General features: G+C 71.2%; 26 protein-coding genes and 1 riboswitch. Of the genes, 21 read left to right on the forward strand and 5 right to left on the reverse strand.

The window, feature by feature from the left end:
- The first annotated feature begins 33 nt into the window (after positions 1–33).
- From GA0070612_RS21390 to GA0070612_RS21400, 3 genes are all read left to right on the forward strand, one after another.
- Entirely contained in the window at positions 34–231 is a 198-nt protein-coding gene (locus GA0070612_RS21390; RefSeq protein ID WP_088989536.1) for a hypothetical protein, read from the forward strand.
- A gap of 80 nt (positions 232–311) precedes the next feature.
- On the forward strand, positions 312–1,589 hold the full coding sequence (locus tag GA0070612_RS21395) for a hemolysin family protein (RefSeq protein WP_088989537.1): 1,278 nt from the start codon (positions 312–314) through the stop codon (positions 1,587–1,589).
- A 72-nt stretch (positions 1,590–1,661) separates the two neighbouring features.
- Positions 1,662–1,847 carry a hypothetical protein gene (locus GA0070612_RS21400; RefSeq protein WP_036410487.1) on the forward strand — a complete coding sequence of 62 codons (186 nt, stop codon included), beginning with the start codon at positions 1,662–1,664 and terminating at the stop codon, positions 1,845–1,847.
- A 4-nt stretch (positions 1,848–1,851) separates the two neighbouring features.
- Here the strand turns inward: GA0070612_RS21400 and GA0070612_RS21405 are convergent, their stop codons facing one another.
- The gene (locus GA0070612_RS21405) at positions 1,852–2,502 is read right to left on the reverse strand and encodes a hypothetical protein (protein WP_088989538.1); all 651 of its coding nucleotides are present in this window, start codon (positions 2,500–2,502) and stop codon (positions 1,852–1,854) included.
- A gap of 135 nt (positions 2,503–2,637) precedes the next feature.
- On the opposite strand from GA0070612_RS21405, the gene GA0070612_RS21410 reads away from it, so the two are divergent.
- Positions 2,638–2,841: a hypothetical protein gene (locus GA0070612_RS21410; RefSeq protein WP_088989539.1), complete on the forward strand. Its 204-nt coding sequence runs from the start codon at positions 2,638–2,640 to the stop codon at positions 2,839–2,841.
- Here the strand turns inward: GA0070612_RS21410 and GA0070612_RS21415 are convergent, their stop codons facing one another.
- The 3 genes from GA0070612_RS21415 to GA0070612_RS21425 form a co-directional block, all read right to left on the reverse strand.
- On the reverse strand, positions 2,842–3,315 hold the full coding sequence (locus tag GA0070612_RS21415) for a hypothetical protein (RefSeq protein WP_088989540.1): 474 nt from the start codon (positions 3,313–3,315) through the stop codon (positions 2,842–2,844). It abuts the gene before it with no gap.
- A complete protein-coding gene (locus GA0070612_RS21420) occupies positions 3,312–3,524 on the reverse strand; it encodes a phosphatidylethanolamine-binding protein (RefSeq protein ID WP_088989541.1) in 213 nt (70 codons plus the stop codon). Before GA0070612_RS21420 ends, GA0070612_RS21415 begins: the two co-directional genes overlap by 4 nt.
- A gap of 72 nt (positions 3,525–3,596) precedes the next feature.
- Entirely contained in the window at positions 3,597–4,478 is an 882-nt protein-coding gene (locus GA0070612_RS21425) for a universal stress protein (protein WP_088989542.1), read from the reverse strand.
- 117 nt (positions 4,479–4,595) lie between these two features.
- Here GA0070612_RS21425 and GA0070612_RS21430 point away from each other — a divergent pair, with 117 nt between their 5' ends.
- From GA0070612_RS21430 to GA0070612_RS21500, 15 genes are all read left to right on the forward strand, one after another.
- Positions 4,596–5,342 (forward strand): SAM-dependent methyltransferase, encoded by a 747-nt coding sequence (locus tag GA0070612_RS21430; protein WP_088989543.1) that lies wholly within the window; start codon positions 4,596–4,598, stop codon positions 5,340–5,342.
- A gap of 71 nt (positions 5,343–5,413) precedes the next feature.
- Entirely contained in the window at positions 5,414–6,586 is a 1,173-nt protein-coding gene (locus tag GA0070612_RS21435; RefSeq protein WP_088989544.1) for a PP2C family protein-serine/threonine phosphatase, read from the forward strand.
- Between the two features lie 53 nt (positions 6,587–6,639).
- Positions 6,640–7,104, forward strand: coding sequence for a MarR family transcriptional regulator (locus tag GA0070612_RS21440; RefSeq protein WP_088989545.1), 465 nt, complete (start codon positions 6,640–6,642; stop codon positions 7,102–7,104).
- A gap of 310 nt (positions 7,105–7,414) precedes the next feature.
- Positions 7,415–8,047 (forward strand): CDP-alcohol phosphatidyltransferase family protein, encoded by a 633-nt coding sequence (locus GA0070612_RS21445; protein ID WP_088989546.1) that lies wholly within the window; start codon positions 7,415–7,417, stop codon positions 8,045–8,047.
- Entirely contained in the window at positions 8,044–8,988 is a 945-nt protein-coding gene (locus GA0070612_RS21450) for a DUF881 domain-containing protein (RefSeq protein WP_088989547.1), read from the forward strand. Before GA0070612_RS21445 ends, GA0070612_RS21450 begins: the two co-directional genes overlap by 4 nt.
- Complete coding sequence (locus GA0070612_RS21455; RefSeq protein WP_088989548.1) at positions 8,985–9,317, forward strand: small basic family protein; 333 nt, start codon at positions 8,985–8,987, stop codon at positions 9,315–9,317. Before GA0070612_RS21450 ends, GA0070612_RS21455 begins: the two co-directional genes overlap by 4 nt.
- A gap of 10 nt (positions 9,318–9,327) precedes the next feature.
- Positions 9,328–10,356: a DUF881 domain-containing protein gene (locus GA0070612_RS21460; protein WP_088989549.1), complete on the forward strand. Its 1,029-nt coding sequence runs from the start codon at positions 9,328–9,330 to the stop codon at positions 10,354–10,356.
- A 59-nt stretch (positions 10,357–10,415) separates the two neighbouring features.
- Positions 10,416–10,796 carry a glycine cleavage system protein GcvH gene (gcvH, locus tag GA0070612_RS21465; RefSeq protein WP_088989550.1) on the forward strand — a complete coding sequence of 127 codons (381 nt, stop codon included), beginning with the start codon at positions 10,416–10,418 and terminating at the stop codon, positions 10,794–10,796.
- 215 nt (positions 10,797–11,011) lie between these two features.
- Positions 11,012–11,464 carry an oxoglutarate dehydrogenase inhibitor Odhl gene (gene odhI / locus GA0070612_RS21470; RefSeq protein WP_007071101.1) on the forward strand — a complete coding sequence of 151 codons (453 nt, stop codon included), beginning with the start codon at positions 11,012–11,014 and terminating at the stop codon, positions 11,462–11,464.
- Between the two features lie 50 nt (positions 11,465–11,514).
- Positions 11,515–12,213: a transcriptional regulator FtsR gene (ftsR, locus tag GA0070612_RS21475; RefSeq protein ID WP_197699460.1), complete on the forward strand. Its 699-nt coding sequence runs from the start codon at positions 11,515–11,517 to the stop codon at positions 12,211–12,213.
- A 185-nt stretch (positions 12,214–12,398) separates the two neighbouring features.
- Entirely contained in the window at positions 12,399–12,863 is a 465-nt protein-coding gene (locus GA0070612_RS21480) for a bifunctional nuclease family protein (protein WP_088989552.1), read from the forward strand.
- 197 nt (positions 12,864–13,060) lie between these two features.
- Entirely contained in the window at positions 13,061–13,657 is a 597-nt protein-coding gene (locus GA0070612_RS21485; RefSeq protein ID WP_088989553.1) for a MerR family transcriptional regulator, read from the forward strand.
- 261 nt (positions 13,658–13,918) lie between these two features.
- Positions 13,919–14,317 (forward strand): group I truncated hemoglobin, encoded by a 399-nt coding sequence (locus GA0070612_RS21490; protein WP_088989554.1) that lies wholly within the window; start codon positions 13,919–13,921, stop codon positions 14,315–14,317.
- 2 nt (positions 14,318–14,319) lie between these two features.
- Entirely contained in the window at positions 14,320–15,501 is a 1,182-nt protein-coding gene (locus tag GA0070612_RS32840) for a globin domain-containing protein (RefSeq protein ID WP_088989555.1), read from the forward strand.
- On the forward strand, positions 15,498–16,196 hold the full coding sequence (locus tag GA0070612_RS21500; protein WP_088989556.1) for a DivIVA domain-containing protein: 699 nt from the start codon (positions 15,498–15,500) through the stop codon (positions 16,194–16,196). Before GA0070612_RS32840 ends, GA0070612_RS21500 begins: the two co-directional genes overlap by 4 nt.
- 41 nt (positions 16,197–16,237) lie before the next feature.
- Here GA0070612_RS21500 and GA0070612_RS21505 read toward each other — a convergent pair whose 3' ends face one another.
- The gene (locus tag GA0070612_RS21505; RefSeq protein ID WP_088989557.1) at positions 16,238–16,894 is read right to left on the reverse strand and encodes an NAD(P)H-binding protein; all 657 of its coding nucleotides are present in this window, start codon (positions 16,892–16,894) and stop codon (positions 16,238–16,240) included.
- A 126-nt stretch (positions 16,895–17,020) separates the two neighbouring features.
- Between GA0070612_RS21505 and GA0070612_RS21510 the strand changes: the two genes are divergently transcribed.
- Both GA0070612_RS21510 and GA0070612_RS21515 read left to right on the forward strand, forming a co-directional pair.
- Positions 17,021–18,088: a MerR family transcriptional regulator gene (locus GA0070612_RS21510; protein ID WP_167393660.1), complete on the forward strand. Its 1,068-nt coding sequence runs from the start codon at positions 17,021–17,023 to the stop codon at positions 18,086–18,088.
- A 78-nt stretch (positions 18,089–18,166) separates the two neighbouring features.
- Positions 18,167–19,012, forward strand: a complete 846-nt coding sequence (locus GA0070612_RS21515) for an NAD-dependent protein deacetylase (RefSeq protein WP_088989559.1) — start codon at positions 18,167–18,169, stop codon at positions 19,010–19,012.
- 81 nt (positions 19,013–19,093) lie between these two features.
- A riboswitch (glycine riboswitch) is annotated at positions 19,094–19,192 on the forward strand.
- Positions 19,193–19,219: the final 27 nt, after the last annotated feature.

The raw sequence follows: 19,219 nt of genomic DNA on the forward strand, positions 1-19,219 counted from the left end.
CCCGGGCCCGCGCCGGTCGCCTACGGTGACGGCATGGACCCTTCGGCGGTCTGGCGGGACCGGCAGCACCAGTGGCGGATCGAGGCGTACCGCGCGCCGGACCTGCGCTTCGCCATCTACGCCACCAACGGGCCCACCGAGTCGGTGCCGCTGTGGCTGTTCGGGATGTCGGCGCTGGCCCGGTGGCTGATGACCCACTCCATCTCGCTGGACGATCTGGAGGTCGACTGAGCGGGGGCGCGGTCGCAAACCGGGCCCGCGCCGCGCCGCGCTGCGGTTGAGTGACAGCAGGCGGCGGACGGGGATACGCGATGGGTGGTCAGCTCGGGCAGGTGGCGCTGGTGGCCGTTCTGGTGCTGGTCAACGCCGCGCTCTCCGGCAGTGAGATGGCGCTGGTGACGTTGCGCGAGGGCCAGTTGCGGCGGTTGGGTCGGCGCAGCCGCTCCGGCGACCGGTTGGTGCGGCTGTCGCGTGACCCGAACCGCTACCTGGCCACCATCCAGCTCGGTATCACCCTGGCGGGTTTCCTCGCCTCGGCGGCGGCCGCGGTGTCGTTGTCCGAGCCGCTGGTCGGCCTGCTGGGGTTCCTCGGCGGCGCGGCCCGTCCCGCCGCGGTGCTGCTGGTGACGGTGCTGTTGACGTTCGTCACGCTGGTGTTCGGCGAGTTGGCCCCGAAGCGGCTGGCCATGCAGCGGGCGGAGCGGTGGGCGTTGCTGAGCGCCGGTCCGCTGGATCTGCTCGGCCGCGTGTCCCGACCGGCGGTGTGGCTGCTCAGTCGGGCCACCGACGCTGTCGTCCGGTTGGCCGGGGGTGACCCGCGGGCCAACCGGGAGGAGATGACCGAGGAGGAGTTGCGGGAGGTGCTGGCCAGCCAGCGCGGGTTGTCCGCCCAGCAGCGGGAGATCCTGACCGGGGCGTTCGACATCGCCGGTCGCACGCTGCGCGAGATCCTGGTGCCCCGGCGGGCGGTGACGACGTTGCCGGCCGACCTCGGCGCGGACGAGGGGGTTCGCCGGCTCGCCGCCGCCGGGCGGTCCCGCGCCCCGGTCACCGGTCCCGGCGGGCTGGACGAGGTGCTCGGCGTGGTGCACATCCGTGACCTGGTGCGGGCCGGCACCGCTCGGCTCGGCGAGCGGGTGCGATCGCCCCTGCTGCTGCCGGTAACCCTGCCGGTCGCCGACGCGCTGCGGCAGCTCCGGCTCGACCACCAGCAACTGGCCCTGGTGGTCGACGAACACGGCGGCGTCGACGGCATGGTCACCATGGAGGACCTGCTGGCCGAGGTGGTCGGCGAGTTGTACGACGAGACCGACCGGGACGTGCACGGCGTCGTCCGGGAACCGGACGGGTCTCTGCTGGTGCCCGGCGACTTCCCCCTGCACGACCTGCCGGACCTGGGGGTGCGGCTGAGTTTCCCGTTGTCCCGCGACTACACGACGGTGGCGGGGTTGGTGCTGGCCCGGCTGCGGCACCTGCCCGGCGAGCCGGGGGAGACGGTGCGCCTGCCCGGGTTGACCCTGGAGGTCGTGGAGGTTGCCGACCGGGCCGTCCGTCGGGTGCGGTTGCGCGGGTTCGTCAGCGACCGGTGACCGTCACCCGACCAGGGGACAAAAACCTCGAATACGGACGAAAGTCGGATGAGCCCGGCTAGCGTGCGACACGTGAAGGACCGAGGATTGCGGACGTTCGTCACGGTGCTGGCCGGGCTCGCGGTGATCTACTTCGGTAGCGCCGGCCGCAGCCCCGAGGAGGGTCGTGGCATCTCCGGCGGCGTGGTGGTCCTGGCACTGCTCGCCGCCCTGCTGGTGTGGCACCTGACCCGCCCCGGAGACAAGACGGTGAAGTGAACGCTCAGCGGGCGGCGACGCGGGTGACCTCGCCGGCCGACTCCTCACCGAGCGCCACCCGGACCAGCGCCGAGGCGAGACGGCCGAAGTCCGGTTCGTCGACGAGCCCGGCCAGCCGGTCCGGGGAACCCGGCAGACCCAACCGCTTCGCCCCGGCCAGGGCCCGACGGTCGGCGTACGGGCGCACGTCCGACCAGACTGTCTGGGCTTCGCGCAGGTAGATGTCCGCGCCGGTGGGACCGATGCCGGGGAACTCGGTGAGCCGCCGGCGCAGGCCGGCCGGGTCACCCTCGGCCTCGCGGTGCAGCCGTCGCAGGTCACCGTGCCAGCGGTCCAGGCACAGCCGGGCCCCGGTGCCGAGCATGGTGGCCGTGCGCTCGTCGTAGCGACGGTAGTGACCTCGACCCAGCGCGTCGACGCGCTGCTGCCAACTGGCCGCCTCCATCGCCTGGGGTGTGCGGTAGCCCGCCGCGAACAGTTCCCGCGCGGCGTCCACCGCCACGCACGCCCGGATCCGGGTGCTCAGCAGGGTGGTCAGCACCAGCAGTTGGTACAGCGGTCCAGGTCGGTCGGAGAGCCGGATCCCGGCCTCCTGCGCGTACGTGCGGCCGCGCCGGTCCAGCAGGACCCGCACCACTGTTCGGTCGTTGCCCACCCCGACCTGATACCCGGTCTGGAACCGGTTAGCCGTCCCGCCGACGCCCCGGGCCGGAATGCCCCCGGGGCGGGCGGGTATGCCGACGGTGGAGGCGGTCGATGCCGCCTGCCGTACCCGGAAGGGAGACACCCCGTGACGAACCCGCAGCAGCAGGAACTCCGCCGCAACGCGCTGGGCGCGACCAGCCAGGACAACAAGGGCCCGGCCCCGGGCGGGCACCCGGCCAACCGTGGCACGTCGCGCGGCGACGCCGGTCGACCGGTGCCCAGGGGGCAGGTGTCGCCGTACGGCCCGGCCGGTGAGCCGGTGGCCGAGGACGACAGCGACACCCGCTGATCAGCGACCGCGGGACGGCCGCCGCAACCTGTTCCAGGTGGCGGCGGCCGTCAGTCCGTACGCGAGGTGCGGAACGATGTCGGAGAGCCAGTCGGAGCGCCGCCAGGTGCGCGGGTCACTGAGCCCCAGCGCAGTGATCGACCCGTCCGTCATGGTCATCACACCCGCGCCGAGCACGCCGGCGGCCACCGGCAGTGGTTGACGCCGATCATTGGCGTAGAGCGCGAACGCGACACCCGCCGCGATCCCCAGCCCGTAACCGATCAGGGGCCCGAGGCCGGAACGGCGGTTGGCCCTCCGGTCCCCGGACCCCAGGTCCAGGTGGGCGAACCCGGCCAGCTTGTCGACGGTCTCCTGCGGGACATCGCTCTCCGGTCGACCCCGAAGCGCCATGTCGAGGTAGCTCACCACGTTCAACGCGGTGGTCCCGACGGCGCCCGCGATGGCGCCGTCGGCCACGTCGACCCCTCTCACTTCGGGTCGCCCGGTTCGCGCTCACTCTTCGGCCCGTACGTGCGGTCGCCCCGGACCACGCCTCGTTGGCCGCGATCCTCCTGCAGGATCCGGTTCGCTACCTGGTTGGCCTTGCCGTCGGGCACCCGGCGTCCGGAGTCGTCGATCGCGTTGCGCAACCGCGCCCGCTGCTTGTCGTACGCGTTGCTGCCCGGCCGTGGTCCTGGCATCTGCTGCCTCCTTCGTCGGCGGTCTGGGCGTACCGCGGCCGTCTACCCGTCTGTCGGCGGGCCAACCCCGGGTCACCGGGGCGCGCGGACCACGGCGACCGGGCACTGCGCGTGGTGCAGCAGCGACTGGCTCACCGACCCCAGCAGCAACCCGGTCACCTCGCCGCGCCCCTGCCCACCCACCACCACCAGTTGCGCGGAGCGGGACGCGTCGGCGAGCACACCGCCCGTTCGTCCGCGTACCGCCCGGGAGGTCAGCCGTACCGTCGGGTGGCGCTCGGTCAGGCCGGTCAGCCAGCCGGCGAGCAGCCGCTCCTGTTCGCCGTGCAGTTTCGCCTCGTCGTACACCAGGGGTTGCATGTCGCCGGGGCCGCTGCTGCCGGGATGCCGGTAGGCGTGCATCGCCACCAGTGGCACACCGCGGGACACGGCGGTCTCCGCGGCGAAGTCGGCCGCCACGAGGGAGGCCTCCGAGCCGTCCACCGCGACCAGCACCGGCTCGTCGGGCCGTTGCGCGCCGCGGGCCACCAGCACCGGACAGTCGGCGTACGCGGCGACCTGCACGGCGACCGAGCCGACCAGCAGCGCCGAGAAACCGCCCAGGCCACGGTCACCGAGCACGATGAGCGCGGCGGTGGTGGACTCACCCACCAGCACGGCGGCTGCCTCACCGTCGATGATCTCACCGGAGATCGACAGGCCGGGCGCTGTCGCCTCGGCCTCGGCCACCGCCGCCCTGACCAGTTCCTCGGCCCGGTGGCGTAGTCCACCCCCGGGGGGCGCGCCCGGGGCGGGGGAGACCGGCACACGCAGCAGCGGCCAGATGAACCCGTGCACGACCCGCAGCGGTCGGCGTCGCCGCGCGGCCTCGGTGGCGGCGAGGCGGACGGCCCGCAGCGCCGGCTCCGAGCCGTCCACGCCGACCACCACCGCAGCGTTGTTCGCCGAGTTCACCGCCCACCTCCCGCCCGCGGTCAGTATCGCGGGCTCAGGCGCCTCCGCGTCGCGATACCGCAGAGCGCGTCGCTGTCGGTACGCTGGCGACGACCGGCCGGGGAGGGGGCGTCGTCGATGGGTGAACCGGACCAGCCGAGCACCGCGCGGATGATCGACTTTTGGCTCGGTGGGGAGCACCACTTCCCGGTCGACGTGACCGCCGCGAGTGCGTTCGAGCAGGCGTACGGGCCGTGCGCGCCGGTGTTCCGGGAGCTGCGGGCGTTCCTGGGCCGGGCGGTGCGGGCGATGGCCGAGCAGGGGGTGGACGGTTTCCTGGTGTTCGGCGCCGGGGTGCCCACGCGGGGCAACGTGCACGAGGTCGTCACCGACGCGACGGTGCTCTACACCGACGTCGACCCGGTCACCATCCGGTTGGGGCAGAGCATCCTCGCCGGCAGCGACCGGGCCGGCTACGGCTTCGGTGACGCGACCGACATCGGCACGATCGACCCGGCACAGTTGCACCGGTTCGTGCCCGGCTGGGGTCGACGGCCCGTCGGGGTGGTCTTCCTGGGGCTCGCCGCGTTCCTCGACGACGAGACGTTGACCCGTACGCTCGACGAGTTGTACGCCGCCGCGGCGCCGGGCAGCCTGCTCGCCGTGGACTTCGACACCGAGGAGCTGGCGGGGTATCCGCAGGCCCTGGCGATGATGGGCCCGCAGTTCCGGATGCGTCCACCGGAGGCGTTCGCGCCCCTGCTGGGTCGGTGGGCCCCGACGGCGGACGGGATCGTGCCCGTCACCGAGTGGCGGCCGGAGGGTCCGCCGGCGCGGGTGCCCGACGCGTTCCACGGCGTGCTCGCGGCCCGGGGCGGCGACTGACCGCGCGGATGTGGCGTCCGGGGGCGTCCGTATGATGCTTGCCCTGTAGCAAGCTTCTCGAGAGGACGACCATGGTGGACGTGCCGGACGTGGTGTCGCGCGCGCTGCGCGACGCCCCGCCCGACCAACTGGCGGAGGCGGCGGACCGGGTGATCCGGTCGACGATGGGTGCCCTGCGCACCGACGTGTTCGTCGCCGACTACCGGATCAGCGGGCTGTGGCCGCTGCTGGATCCGGACCTGCCGGCGGCGGGTTTCCTGGCCTGTCGCACCATGGCACAGCGCTGTTTCAGCAGCCAGCAGCCGGTGCGCGATGGTGAGGGCCCCTGCCGGCTGTACCTGCCGTTGACGGTGTGGGGAGAGCGGCTGGGCGTGCTGTTGATCGAGCTGCCCGACGTACCGGGTCCGGCGGTCACCGGCCGCGCCACGGACGTCGCCGGCACCCTCGCGGTGGCGATGCGCGCGGCCGACCGGGAGACCGACCGTTACCGGCGGGCACGCCGCCGCGAGCGACTCACGATGGCCGCCGAGATGCAGTGGGACCTGCTGCCCGGTCGCAGTGTGGCGCACCAGGCGTTCGACCTGGCCGGCCAGCTGGAGCCGGCGTACACCGTGGGTGGTGACCACTTCGACTGGTCTCTGGACGGTGACCGTCTCACGCTGACGGTGCTCAACGGCGAGGGCAATGGTCTGGCCGCGTCGATGCTGACCTCGGTCACCGTCAACGCGATGCGCAACGCGCGACGGTCCGGCGGCGGCCTGGTGGAGCAGGCCGAGTTGGCCTCGGACACGGTCTTCTACCAGCACCGGGGCCAGCGGTACGTGGCCACTGTGCTGCTCCAGGTGGACACCCGCACCGGGCAGGTGCGGGCGGTCGACGCCGGTTCCCCGCACCTGCTGCGGATGCGGGGGTCCGTGGTGGAACAGATCAAGCTGGACCAGCAGCTGCCGTTGGGGATGTTCGCGGAGACCCGCTACGAGGTGCAGGAGTTGCGTCTCGAACCGGGTGACCGCCTCTTCGTGGTCAGCGACGGGGTGTGGGCCGCCGAACCGCCGGGTCAGGAGCCGTACGGGCAGCGCGTGATGGCGCGTTCCCTGCGCGCCACACGGTTGCAGCCGGCGGCCGAGGCGGTTGGTACGGTGATGCGCGAGCTGCACGCCTACCACGCGGAGTCCGATCTGCGGGACGACGCCGTCGTGGTCTGTCTGGACTGGCGGGGTCCGCGTGAGCGGGGCAGCGGGTGAGGGCCGCCGCTGCGCCGGGCGGCCAGCAGCGCGACGACGGCAGGGGGCAGCGGGTGGAGCGACCTGCGGATCTCGCCGCGGCGATCGCCGCGGCTGCCGAGACGCTGATCGCCGTCCTCGATTCGGCCGCGTCGCGGCACCAGTTGCCGCCCACCCAGTTGCGGGTGCTGATGCTGATCAGCAACCGGCAGGAGACCAACGTCAACGGGTTGGCCGAGTTGCTGGACGTGGTGCCCTCGTCGGCGAGCCGTCTGTGCGACCGGCTGGAGGCGACCGGATTGTTGCGCCGGGTGGCCGATCCCCGTGACCGTCGCGAGGTGCGGCTGCGGCCGACCCCGGCCGCGCTGACCCTGTTGGAGGAGTTGGCGGAGCGGCGGCAGAGTGCGGTGCAGGCGGTGTTGGATCGGATGCCGACACGGATGCAGCACGATCTGTTGCTGGCGTTGGTCGGGTTCGCCCGAGCGGCGACGCAGCCGGTGCCCGAGCAGCAGACCGATCCGGCGGCGCAGACGGCATGAGCGGCGAGCGGCCCCACTAGTGTCGATGAGCCTTCACTAGTGTCCTAGGACGCTCTACGCGTGGTGATCCCCACCACAGTGCGGCAACGCCGCACCAGACGCCGCGCGGCAGCACCCCAAAGGTCAGGCGGAAGCCCGATATAGTGACAGCGCACTGAGCCGGCCCGCGATCATCGAGATCGCGGGCCGTGTCAGGGGAGGGGCCCCGCCCGGGGCCGCAGGGGAGCCGGCGGTGGCCGGCCCGACAACGCGTACGCCCCTCAGCCACGCCCGCCGTCGGCTGGGGGAAACGTGCCGTGGAGGAGGATCGGTGTCGCGTCGGCCGGCTCGGGCAGAGCAACCGCCGGACACCGGTGACCAGACTCCCGGCAACCAGGTGCTCACCCTGCCCAACCTGATCAGCTTCGGGCGGCTGCTGGGCGTACCGCTCTTCCTCTACCTGTTCCTGGTCAGCCGGGCCGACGTGGCGGCGATCGTCGTGCTCGCCATCGGCGGCACCACCGACTGGGTCGACGGGTGGATAGCCCGCCGCCTGCGCCAGGTGAGCCGACTCGGCGAGCTGCTCGACCCCCTCGCCGACCGGCTCTACATTCTCGCCACCCTGATCGCCTTCACCGCGCGCGAGGTGGTGCCGTGGCAGTTCACCGCGGCACTGCTGGCCCGGGAACTGCTCCTGCTCGGCTCCCTGACGGTGCTGCGTCGCTACGGGTACGGGCCGCCGCCGGTGCACTACGTGGGTAAGACCGCGACGTTCCTGCTCCTCGCGGCGTTCCCGGTGCTGCTGCTGGCGACCGAGTGGAGCGCGGCGGCGACGGCGACCGCCGCGATCGGCTGGGGGCTGGCCTGGTGGGGGCTGGTGCTCTACTGGGTGGCCGGCGCGATGTACGTCGTACAGGCGGCTCGGTTGGTGCGCGCGGCCCGCGGCCCGGGAGCGGCGGCGTGAGCGCGCCGCGGCTCGGGAAGCCCGGCCAGGATCGGGTGTACGCGCCGGACTTCCTCACCGAGTTGTTCCGCAACCCGTTGGATCCGGGGTACGCGGACGCGGCGGCCGCCCGTCGGCGGTCGGCGGAGTCCGGTCCGGTGCGGGGTTGGCGGGCGCGGTCGTCGCGGACGGTCAGCCTCGTCGTGGTGGTGATGCTCGGTTTCCTGTTCGCGGTCGCGTACCGGCAGACTATGGCGGACGAGCCGGGGCGCAGCCAGGCGCGTTCCGGTCTGGTGACGCAGATCAAGGAGCGGGAGAGTCAGACCGACCGGCTGTCGACGCGGGCCGACCAGCTGCGTGAGGAGGTCAGTCGGCAGCGGGACGCGGCGTTGAGCGGGTCGGCGGCGGCGCGGCTGCGCAACCTGGAGGCGAGCACGGGCCTGGGCCGGGTGCGCGGTGACGGTGTGGTGGTGCGGTTGGCGGACGCTCCGGACAACGCGGATGCGGTGACCGGCGCCGGCGCCGGTCCGCCGCGGGTGCTGTACAGCGACCTGCAGGGGGTGGCCAACGCGTTGTGGAGTGCCGGCGCGGAGGCGATCGCCATCAACGGGCAGCGGTTGACGTCGACGTCGACGATCAGGTCGGCGGGTGAGGCGATGTTGGTGGACTTCCGGCCGGTGACCGGGCCGTACGAGGTGTCGGCGATCGGTCCGGGTTCGATGCGGCGCAAGTTCGAGGCCAGTCGGAACGCGGCGTTGATGCGGGCGGTCGCGCAGAAGACCGGGTTGTCGTTCGGTGTGCGGGAGTCGGACGACCTCACCCTGCCGGCGGCTGCGGAGCCGCAGCTACGCTACGCCAAGCCGTCGGTCAGTCCGAGCCCTTCCGCGTCGGGTGTCCGGTCCGGCAGTCCCGGGTCGTCCGGTCCGACGACGACAGCTAGCCCTCCCGGAGGTGGCCGATGATCGCGGTGCTGGCGTTGCTCGCCGGTGTGGTGCTCGGTGTGGTGCTCGATCCCGCGGTGCCGGCGGCGTTGCAGCCGTACCTGCCGATCGCGGTGGTGGCCGCGCTGGACGCGGTGTTCGGTGGTGTGCGGGCGCGGTTGGACCGCATCTTCGACGACAAGCAGTTCGTGGTGTCGTTCATCTCGAACGTGCTGGTCGCCGGTCTGATCGTGTATCTGGGCGACCAGTTGGGGGTGGGCGGGCAGTTGTCCACCGGTGTGGTCGTCGTGTTGGGTGTTCGTATCTTCGGCAACGTGGCGGCGATCCGCCGGCACCTGTTCCGGGCGTAGGTTGGTTGCGATGAGTGACGAGCAGACCGACACGGGGACGGGGTGGCCGCAGCCGGCGGGTCCGGCGCGGCCGGGTGGGCCGGCGGGTGAGCCTGATCCGCGGCCGGATGCGCCGGATCCGGATGAGCTGAGCCCGTTGGCGCCGCAGGGGGAGCCTGCGGTGCCGGAGTCGGGTGATGATCCTGCGGTGGAGCCGGTCGACGACGGTGCGACGGTGGACCTGAGGGCCGTGTCGCGGCCGGGGGAGCCGGTGGAGGGTTCCGACGGGTCGGCTGAGCCGGTGGGGAGCTCTGACGGGCTGGCCGAGCCGGTCGGGGCGTCGACGCCGGCGGTGGGTGGTCGGTCCCGGTTGAGTGCTGCCGGTGTGATGATCGTGGCGTTGTTGGTGTTGTTGGGTTTCACGTTGGTCGTGCAGTTGAAGACGACGTCGAAGGATCCGACGTTGGCGGCGACGCGGCAGGAGGACCTGGTCCGGATTCTGTCGGATCTGGATGCGCGGGAGAGTCGTCTTCAGCAGGACATCCGTGCTCTGGAGGACAGCCAGCGGCAGTTGCAGTCGGGTGAGCAGGGTCGTCAGGCGGCGTTGGACGAGGCGACGCGGCGGGCCGACGAGTTGGGGATCCTGGCGGGTACGTTGCCGGCGGTGGGCCCGGGTCTGACGGTGCAGTTCGATTCCGGTGTCAAGCCGATCACGGCGAACCGGGTGTTGGACGCGGTGCAGGAGTTGCGGGGTGCGGGCGCCGAGGCGATGCAGATCTCCGGCGGTGACCGGGCGACGGTGCGGATCATCGCGTCGACGTATTTCCTCGATGGGGACAACGGGTCGTTGGTGGTGGAGGGGCGTCGGTTGACGGGGCCGTACACGATCACGGTGATCGGTGATCCGGCGACGATGCGTACGGCGTTGAACATTCCTGGTGGGGTGGTGGCGTCGGTCCGGGGTGGCGGCGGTAACGTGACGTTTGGGGAGCGTGAGGTTGCCGAGGTTTCGGCGCTGCACGCGCCGATCAAGTTGGAACACGCCCGTCCGGTCTCCTGACCGGCGCGGCCGCGCCGGACCCGGGTGGTCCGGGGCACGATGGATGAAGGACGCGTCTGGTGATTCCTGAGGATCTGCGATACACCGCCGAGCATGAGTGGGTGGCGGGTGACGGCACGGGTGTGATCCGGGTCGGCATCACGCACTTCGCGCAGGACGCGCTGGGTGACATCGTGTACGTGCAGTTGCCTGAGGCGGGTTCGGTGGTCGCGGCCGGTGACTCGTTGGGTGAGATCGAGTCGACCAAGAGCGTGTCGGAGATCTACGCGCCGGTCGCGGGCACGGTTGCGGCCCGTAACGAGGCGTTGGGTGACACGCCTGAGCTGATCAACACTGATCCGTACGGTGAGGGTTGGTTGGTGGAGATCACGCCGAATGATCCGACGGCGACGGATGGGTTGCTGACGGCGGGCGCGTATCAGAAGATCACCGAAGGCTGAGTGAGCTTGTTCCGGCGCGTGGGCTGTGTGCGCGCGTCCGGTTGCCCTGCATTTCGGCGCTGGCTAGGCTCGCCCAGTCGACCGAGAACCCAAATAGTTGAGCGTTGCGGAATTGCCTTCCCGGGCACGGGGAGCCAGCCGCCGGGTGTTTACCTGCCCGGCGGCCAGACCCGCCATTACCCGACGCCGACCGAACAGATCCGTGAGGTGGTCCCATGACGCGGCCAGACGACGAGTTCCCCCCGCTCGACGTCACTTCGACGCTCAATCTCGGTTCGCTCGACGAAGTGCTGGAGGGGCCGGACACCGATGTGGTGCCGAGCCGGATGTCCGGTTCGTTGCCGCCGGGTATGGCGCTGCTGGTGGTTCGTCGAGGTCCGAATGCGGGTGCCCGGTTCTTGTTGGACCACGATGTGACGACCAGTGGCCGGCATCCGGACAGTGACATCTTCCTCGATGACGTGACGGTGTCGCGTCGGCACGCGGAGTTCCACCGTGACGGTGGCACGTTCACGGTGCGGGACGTGGGTAGTTTGAATGGCACGTACGTGAATCGTGAGCGTGTCGAGGCGGCCACGTTGAGCAATGGTGACGAGGTTCAGATCGGTAAGTTCCGGGTGGTGTTCATCGCCGGTCCGCGCCCGGAGGAGGAGGCCGGCCGGGGGTGAACGAGCCTGCGGCCTCCACGTCACCCGGTGCGGCCCGGTCTCAGCCGCTGATGAGCATCGGTGAGGTGCTCGGGCAGTTGCGGGTGGATTTCCCGGACACCACGATTTCGAAGTTGCGGTTCCTCGAGGCCGAAGGGCTGGTGGAACCGCAGCGGACGGCGGCGGGTTACCGGAAGTACAGCTGGGACGATGTGGCGCGGCTGCGGTTCGTGTTGACCGCGCAGCGGGACCGGTATCTGCCGTTGCGGGTGATCCGTGAGCAGTTGGCGCAGTGGGATTCGTCCGGTGAGCAGCCGGAGCGGTCGCGGCCGGCGTTGGTGGCGGTTGGTCCTGATGGTGCGGTGCCGGGTCGTGAGTCGGAGCCGGCCGAGTCGTCGCAGGTGCGGCTCGGCCGGGCGGATCTGGTGGCGCGTAGTGGGATCGACGAGTCGACGTTGGTGGAGTTGGAGCGGCTCGGTGTGTTGGTGTCGGATCCGCCGGGTTGGTATGACGGGGATGCTCTGATCATCGCGTCGGCGGTGGCGGGGTTGGCGTCGTACGGGTTGGAGCCGCGGCACCTGCGGGGTTATCGGACGGCGGCGGACCGTGAGGTTGGTTTGTTCGCGCAGTTGGTGGCGCCGTTGGCGCGGCAGAGTGATCCGGCGGCGCGGGCGCGGGCTGCGGAGACGGCGCGGGAGTTGGTGGCGTTGTCGGAGCAGTTGCACGCGGCGTTGGTGCGGGTGGGTCTGCGGTCGACGTTGGGTCGTTGATGGTGCCCGGTGGGTGGTGGCTGAGCGGAAAGATCTCTTCCGGGAAGCGTGCCGTAGGCTTGCCGGGGTAACCCCTTCCTGGCGCGGGCGTGGTGCTGTAGCGCATGGGACGGCCGTGTCGCGGTCCGTGTACCGTGCAGGGAAGGGCGCGGTGCGGCGTAGGTGACAACGACACGGAGGCGGCGGTGCGCGAGCTGAGCGTGGTCGGAGTTCGGGTGGAGTTGCCTAGCAACCAGCCGATCGTCCTGCTCAGGGAGGTCGAGGGGGACCGCTATCTGCCGATCTGGATCGGTGCGGTCGAGGCGACGGCTATCGCTTACGAGCAGCAGGGGGTCAAGCCGGCCCGGCCGCTGACTCATGATCTTCTGCGGGATGTGTTGGCGGCGTTGAAGGCGCCCTTGCAGGCGGTGGAGATCACCGAGCTCAAGGAGAACGTGTTCTACGCGGATCTGTTGATCGGTGATGGGGTGCGGGTGTCGGCGCGGCCGAGCGATTCGATCGCGTTGGCGTTGCGTGTCGGTGCGCCGATTCGTTGTTCGGAGCAGGTCCTCAGCGAGGCGGGGATCGTTATCCCTGATGAGCAGGAGGACGAGGTGGAGAAGTTCCGCGAGTTCCTGGACCAGGTGCGTCCGGAGGATTTCGCGGGCTGAGGTGTCCGTGGGCTCTGCGCCCGGGGTGTCACGGTCGGTGATGACCCGGTGCGGTTGGTGATCTTTCCTGGTGACTGCGCGGCGTGTCGCGTCGGTTCCTCCGTGGTAACCCCTGGCGGTGGCTATAGGGTTGCCGTGTCGAGGGGTGCGCGTCGGAGGAAACGACGCGTCACCGCACTGACGGGGAGGTTGTCCGGATGCACGAGCCGCGGGATTCCGATCCGGGTCGAGAGTGGGTTGAGCCGGGCGCCTCGTCGCCGCAGGTGGCGGTCGAGGGTGAGGGTTCGGTTGGCTACCGGGGTGTGACGGCCTGCCACGCGGTGGGTATCAGTTACCGGCAGTTGGATTACTGGGCGCGGACGACGCTTGTGGTGCCGAGCGTTCGCGACGCTTCGGGTTCGGGGACGCAGCGGTTGTATTCGTTCCGGGACCTGGTGGTGTTGAAGGTCGTGAAGCGGTTGTTGGATGCGGGGGTGTCCCTGCAGAACATCCGTAAGGCGATCGAGGCGTTGCGGTCGCGTGGTGTGGAAGATCTGGCGGGGATCACGCTGATTTCCGATGGGACGACGGTGTATGAGTGCCGGTCTCCGGAGGAAGTGGTCGACCTGTTGCAGGGGGGCCAGGGCGTTTTCGGGATCGCGATCGGTGGGGCTTTCAAGGAGATCCAGGGGTCGTTGTCGCATCTGCCGGCGGAGCCGGCGACGAGCGGTCCGGTGGAGCCTGCGGTGGCGTCTGAGGCGGATCCGGTCGGTGACGAGTTGGCGGCGCGGCGGGCGCGGCGGCGGGCCGGCTGAGCGTTCCCATTTCCCGGGCTTTTTGCGGTTGGTTTTCTCGCGACCCTCGGTAACGGTGGTGGGTGCCGGTGGGGCGGTGCGGTCCATTGTGGATACGGTGGGTGTCGTCGCGGTGGCCGATTGTGGATCTACCTGTCGGTAGTGGTGACGCAGCGTGTGTTCTGGTTGTCGGGAATCCGATACGGGGGCGCTGACCGGAGGCGTTCGACGCGCTATGGTCCCTGACGGTTCTGGACCCTTCACCCCCCGGAAGGAACGACCGTGACGGTTACGGAAGAGACCGCTCCCGCTTCGCACTACGACCGAATTGGTGGTGCCAGTTCGGTCAAGGCGGCGGTTGAGCTGTTCTACGACAAGGTGCTCGTGGATCCCGAGCTGGCGGGTTACTTCTCCGATGTGGACATGGTGGGTCAGCGGCGGCATCTGGCGTTGATGTTGACCACGGTCCTGGGTGGCCCCGACGGGTACACGGGGCGTGGGTTGGCCGAGGCGCACCAGCCGTTGAACATTCCGGTGGAGCACTACGCGAAGGTGGGTGAGCACCTGACGGTGACGCTGGCCGAGTTGGGTGTTCCGGCGGACATCCTGGCTGATGTGCAGGCGGTGCTGGGTCAGGTGCAGGACCAGGTGGTGGCCCGCGAGAACAGGTCGGGCGCCTGAGCGTGGACGCGGCCCGACTCAAGCAGAGCTGGTCCCTGGTCGCCGCGCACGGCGACCAGGTGCCGCTCTACTTCTACTCGACGTTGTTCCTGTCTCATCCCGAGACGCGGCAGATGTTCCCCACGAACATGGCCGGGCAACGGGACCGCCTGGTGACCGCGTTGGGTCACATCGTGTCCAATGTGGACCAGGTGGAGCACCTGGTGGGTTTCCTTCAGGACCTCGGTGCGGATCACCGTAAGTTCGCGGTCCGCGCGGAGCATTACCCGGCCGTCGGTGAGGCGCTGGTGGCGACGTTGCAGCATTTCCTCGCCGAGCAGTGGACCGATGAGCTGGCGGCGGACTGGACGGCCGCGTACGGGTTGGTCGCGCAGGTGATGACCGAGGCCGCGCAGGCCGCCGAGGCGGTGAATCCGCCGTGGTGGGTGGCGGAGATCGTGGCGCACGAGCGGCGGGCGTTCGACGTGGCGGTGTTGACGGTGCGTCCGCAGTACCTGTTGCCGTTCACCCCCGGTCAGTCGGTGGGGGTGTCGCATCCGTCGGTGCGGTCGTGGCGGTACTACTCGCCGGCGAACGCGCCCCGCGCGGACGGCACGTTGGAGTTCCACGTGCGGGCCGCGCCGGGTGGGGCGGTGTCGTCGCGGTTGGTGTACGGGTCGGCGGTGGGTGATCGGATCCACCTGGCGGCGCCGGTGGGGGAGCGGCTGGCGTTGTGGTCGGCGGGTTCGAGTGACCTGTTGTTGTTGGTGGCGGGTACGGGCTGGGCGCCGGTGAAGGCGTTGGTGGAGCAGGTGGCGGCGGAGGGTTCCCGCCGACGGGTGGACCTGTACGTGGCGGCGCGTTCCCGCAGTGAGCTCTACGACAGCGAGGCGATCGACAAGTTGGCGTCGTCGCACTCGTGGTTGACGGTGACGTACGTGGTGGGTGCCGATGTGCACCGGCCGGGGGAGTTCGTGCACGCGGTGGATCGGGCGTTGGCCGACGGTGACTGGCGTTCGCGGCACGTGTTCGTGTGTGGGTCGGACGAGATGGTTTCGCACGCGGTGCAGACGTTGGTCCAGGCGGGTTTCCATCCGGGTCAGGTGCACCACGAGGGCCTGGGTTCGCAGTGGTACGGCTCGGCCTGGCGGACGGCGGTGCAGGGGACGACCGCCGGTGACACTTCGGGAGGCGGGAACAGGTGAGCGCGACCCCGATCAGTCGGTATGACGGGATACAGGTCTCCGGCGGTGTGCAGGTGCGGATGACCGCCGATCGGGTGCGGCGGTGGGAGTTCGGGTCCGCGTCGTTCGCCCGGCGTGGGTACGACAACGCGGACGTGGACCGGTTCCGGGTGCAGGTGGCCGACGAGTTGGACCTGTTGGCGACGCAGATCGCGACGTTGCGGGCGGAGAACGAGCGGCTCAACGACCGGGTGGAGTTGCACCGGCACGGGGTGATCCCGAGCACGGGTGCGGCGGCGAAGGTCCCGGCGGCGCGGGAGGTTAATCTGCTGTCCGCGGCGCAGCGTGAGGCGGAGCAGATCATCGCGCAGGCGCACGACTACGCGCGGCGGGTCGCCGAGTACGCCCGGGTGCAGTACGAGAGTTACCTGCACGCGGCGGAGGCGGAGGCGAAGCAGGAGGCGGAGCGGGCGGTGGCGGAGTACCGCAGCGCGGCGGGGTCGAGTTTCGACGACACGGTGGCCACCCGGGAGGCGTTGCGGATCTTCGGCGAGATGATGGTGTCGCACATGCAGGCGGCGGCGCGGCATCTCGACGACGGCAGTGAGCATCTGGCGCGCACGATGGACCGGATCGCGGCGGAGACGCCGGGCGCGCCGTTCGCCGCCGGTGCGGCGGCGGGCCGGTCGGCGTTGCCCCGGCACCAGCAGCGCTGACCTGGCCGGGCACCGCCCCGGTGGCGCTGCGGCCGGGTCGCTCAGGTGGTGGCGGCGCGGACGGCGTCGGTGACCGGGGTGTTTCCGGCGACGAGTTCCAGGGTCGCGCCGGTGGTGCCGGGTTCGTCGAGGAGCGCGGCGAGGACGTGGGCGACGTCGGCGCGGCTGACGGCGCCGGATCCGGCGTGCCGGGTGAGGGTGACGGTGCCGGTGGGTGGGTCGTCGGTGAGACGTCCGGGCCGCAGCACCGTCCAGTCCAGGTCGCGGTCGCGGAGGTCGTCCTCGGCGGCGCGTTTGGCGCGGAGGTACGCCGCCCACACGTCGTCGGTGCCGGCGGAGGGTGGGTCGTCCACGCCCATCGAGGAGACGAGCAGGTAGCGGCGGACACCGGCGGCGGTGGCGGCGTCAGCGAGGAGCGCGGCGGCGGCCCGGTCGACGGTGTCCTTGCGGGCGGCACCGCTGCCGGGGCCGGCGCCCGCGGCGAAGATCACCGCGCCGGCGTCGGTGAGGTGCGCGGCGAGGTCGGCGACCGTGGTGTGTTCGAGGTCGCAGACGACGGGTGCGGCGCCGGCGGCGCGTACCGTCGGGGCCTGCGCGGGGTTGCGGATCAGACCGACCGGTGTGTCGCCGCGTGCGGTGAGGCGGCGGTGTAGCAGCAGGGCGATCTTGCCGTGGCCTCCGGCGATGACGACGCGCATCCGTCCAACCTACCGGCGGTGTGGGGCCCTCGCAGTGGACGAGCCGACGGGCTTGACCTTGACCTTCGGGGAAGGCCCACCCTGGGGTGTGCCGGTCGCCGTGGCCGGCCCGGGGAGGGTGGCGACGTGGGGCTCATGACCATCGGGGTGTTCGCGCAGGCGACGGGGTTGACGCCGAAGGCGCTGCGCCTGTACGACCAGGTGGGGCTCGTGTCGCCGGCCGCTGTGGACGCGGAGTCCGGGTATCGGCTCTACGATCCGGCGCAGGTGCCGTCGGCCCGGTTGGTCGCCCAGCTGCGGGGCATCGGTATGCCGTTGGCGACGATTGGCGTCGTGTGCGGGTTGGATCCGGTGGCGGCGGCCGAGGCGGTCACCGCGTACTGGCGGCGGGTCACCGCCGACACGGCTGCCCGCGCGCGGCTCGCGACCATCCTCGTGGACCACCTGTCCGAAGGGGGTACCACCATGTCCGACCCGGGTACGACCGTCGCTGTGCGTTCCGCCGCCCGTTGTGACACGGGGTTGGTGCGCGACAGCAACGAGGACGCCGCGTACGCCGGCGACCGGTTGCTGGTCGTCGCCGACGGTATGCGGGGGCCCGGCGGTGCTGCCGCCAGCGCCGCCGCGATCGACGCTCTCACCCCGTTGGCGTTGGTGGACGCGTCGGCCGTCGACCTGCTGACGATGCTCGCCGCCGCGGTCGCGGACGCCGACCGGAGTGTGCGGGCGTTGGCGACCGACGAGCACCAGCCGGGTACCACGGTGACGGCGGTGCTGCGCAGCGGTACCCAGTTGGCCCTCGCGCATGTCGGTGACACCCGCGCCTACCTGCTGCGCGATGGCGAGTTGTCGCTGCTCACCCGGGATCACACCTGGGTGCAGGCGCAGGTGGATCAGGGCCGGCTCGACGCTGACGTGGCCGCCGCGCATCCGCAGCGCGCGTTGTTGGTCCGTGCCCTCGGCGCGGGGACGCAGGTCGAGGTGGACCTGGCGTTGCGGACCGCCCGGCCGGGTGACCGGTATCTGCTGTGCTCGGACGGGTTGTCGGCGGTCGTCGACCGGGCGGCGGTGCGCTCGGCGGTGGCCGCGCCGACCGGCCCGGCGGAGACGGTACGGGCGTTGGTCGAGCTGGCGTTGGCGCAGGGGGCGCCGGACAACATCGCCTGCGTCGTCGCCGACGTCGTCGCGGTATAGCGGTCCCACGTCCGCCGTCGGACCAGGCTGGTGCGGGGTTCGGCGGCGGGTGGCGGGTTGAGGCAGCATGGAGGGGTGATGGAGAGCCTCGACGCGTTGACCTCGCTGGTGGCCGGGGGTGGGGTGGTGGTGCTCAGCGGCGCCGGCCTGTCCACCGAGTCGGGCATCCCGGACTACCGGGGTCCGAGTGGGGTGGCGCGGCGGCACACGCCGATGACGTACCAGGTGTTCACCCGGGATCCGGTGGCCCGGCGGCGGTACTGGGCGCGCAGCCACCTGGGGTGGCGGCTGATCGCCGGTGCGGCGCCCAACGACGGGCACCGGGCGGTGGCGGGGTTGCAGCGGGCCGGTCTGGTCGACGCGGTGATCACCCAGAACGTCGACGGGTTGCACGGTGCGGCCGGCAGCACGTCGGTGATCGAGTTGCACGGTCGCCTGGACGAGGTGATCTGCCTGGACTGCGGCAACCTGACCTCCCGGGAGGAGCTGGACCGGCGGTTGCGGGAGGCGAACCCGGATTTCACGGCCCGGGTCGCCGCGGTGAACCCGGACGGTGATGTGGATCTCCCCGAGGAGCAGGTGGCGGCGTTCCGGACGGTGGACTGCGGGATCTGCGGCACCGGCATGCTGAAACCGGATGTGGTGTTCTTCGGCGAGACGGTGCCGGCGCAGCGGGTGGCGCGGTGCTTCGCGGCGGTGCAGCGGGCCCGGTCGTTGCTGGTGCTGGGGTCGTCGTTGACGGTGATGTCCGGGCGACGTTTCGTGATTCGGGCGGCGAAACAGGGCATCCCGGTGGCGATCGTGAACCAGGGGCCGACCCGAGGTGACGGGCACGCCAGTGTGTGCGTCGACGCGCCGTTGGGTGCGGTGTTGCCGGAGTTGGCGGCGCGGGTGAGCGGCAGCGCGGCCCCCGTGGGCGTGTGACCCGCGGCCAGGTGACCGGCGCCCGCCGGGGGTAGGACATCTGGCGGTAACACCGTCGCTGGTAGCGTTGTCGGTGCCGGTAACACCCACGTGGGAGAGACCGCCCGACAGCACGCAGGGCGGCGCCGAAGGGGCAAATCCTCCCCGGAACCTCTCAGGCAAAAGGACCTCGTGGGCAGGCACTGTGGAGCGCCGCACCTGGGTGTG

This window comes from Micromonospora chokoriensis (genome assembly GCF_900091505.1).
Taxonomy (GTDB): domain Bacteria; phylum Actinomycetota; class Actinomycetes; order Mycobacteriales; family Micromonosporaceae; genus Micromonospora; species Micromonospora chokoriensis.